Origin of the sequence: Nocardia sp. bgisy134 (assembly GCF_965341865.1) — a bacterium.
Classification (GTDB): Bacteria; Actinomycetota; Actinomycetes; order Mycobacteriales; family Mycobacteriaceae; genus Nocardia.
The window spans coordinates 1-854 of sequence record NZ_CBDQZP010000065.1 but is presented as its reverse complement, the minus strand read 5'-3'; the positions used below and the strand labels follow the sequence as shown (position 1 = coordinate 854).

Here is an 854-nt window from a genome sequence, read left to right as displayed (position 1 = left end):
AGACCACATCACCGAACTCGTCGAGACCGGCAGGATCGACCGTCGCCAACGCCGCCGTGGTAACGAAACCATGCGTGACATGCTCGGCGGCGAGAAGCTCTGCCAGTTCCTTGCCGCCGTACACGGTCGGCGGCGCGATCACCATCGTTGCCGCCGGTCCGAACGCCTGCAGATACTCGAACACCGACCCGTCGAAACTCGGAGTCGCGAAATGTAAGGTCCGCGACGACGAGGTAGCTCCCAGCCGAGCGCTCTGTTCGGCCGCGAAGTTGTCCAATCCACGGTGAGTGACCACCACCCCCTTCGGGACCCCGGTGGAGCCGGAGGTATAGACGAGGTAGGCCGTGTGGTCCAGGGACAGACGCGCGGTCCGATCCGCATCGGTGATCGGGGTGGCCGAGTGTGCCGCGCAGGCCCGTTGCAGCTCGGGATCGTCGAGTACCAGCCACTCGACCGTTCCCGGAAGTTTGTCCCGCTGCCCAGACACCGTCAACCCGAGGAGGACCCCGGAATCGGTGAGCATGTGCGAGATCCGCTCGGCCGGATACGTCGGATCCACCGGCACGAACGCGGCCCCGGTCGAGGTGACCGCCCACACCGCCAGCACCGACTCCACCGACCGCGACATCCCCACCGCGACATACGTTTCCGGACCGGCACCCCGGTCGATCAACAATCGCGCCAGCCGGGTCGATCGTTCCTCGAGTTCCCGATACGACACCCGGACGTCACCACAGGCCACGGCGACCGCATCGGGATCGATCGCCGCCGCAGCGCTGAAGATCTCCGGCAACGTCCGTACCGACCCACCCGGCAGCCCCCGCACCGGCGTCAGCGCCGCACGCTCTGTCTCC

Annotated in this window: 1 protein-coding gene; it reads right to left on the bottom strand. The window is 67.1% G+C overall.

The window, feature by feature from the left end:
* Positions 1-854: AMP-binding protein (locus tag ACRWNM_RS36535; protein WP_431972734.1), on the bottom strand; the 854-nt coding region annotated here is incomplete at both ends.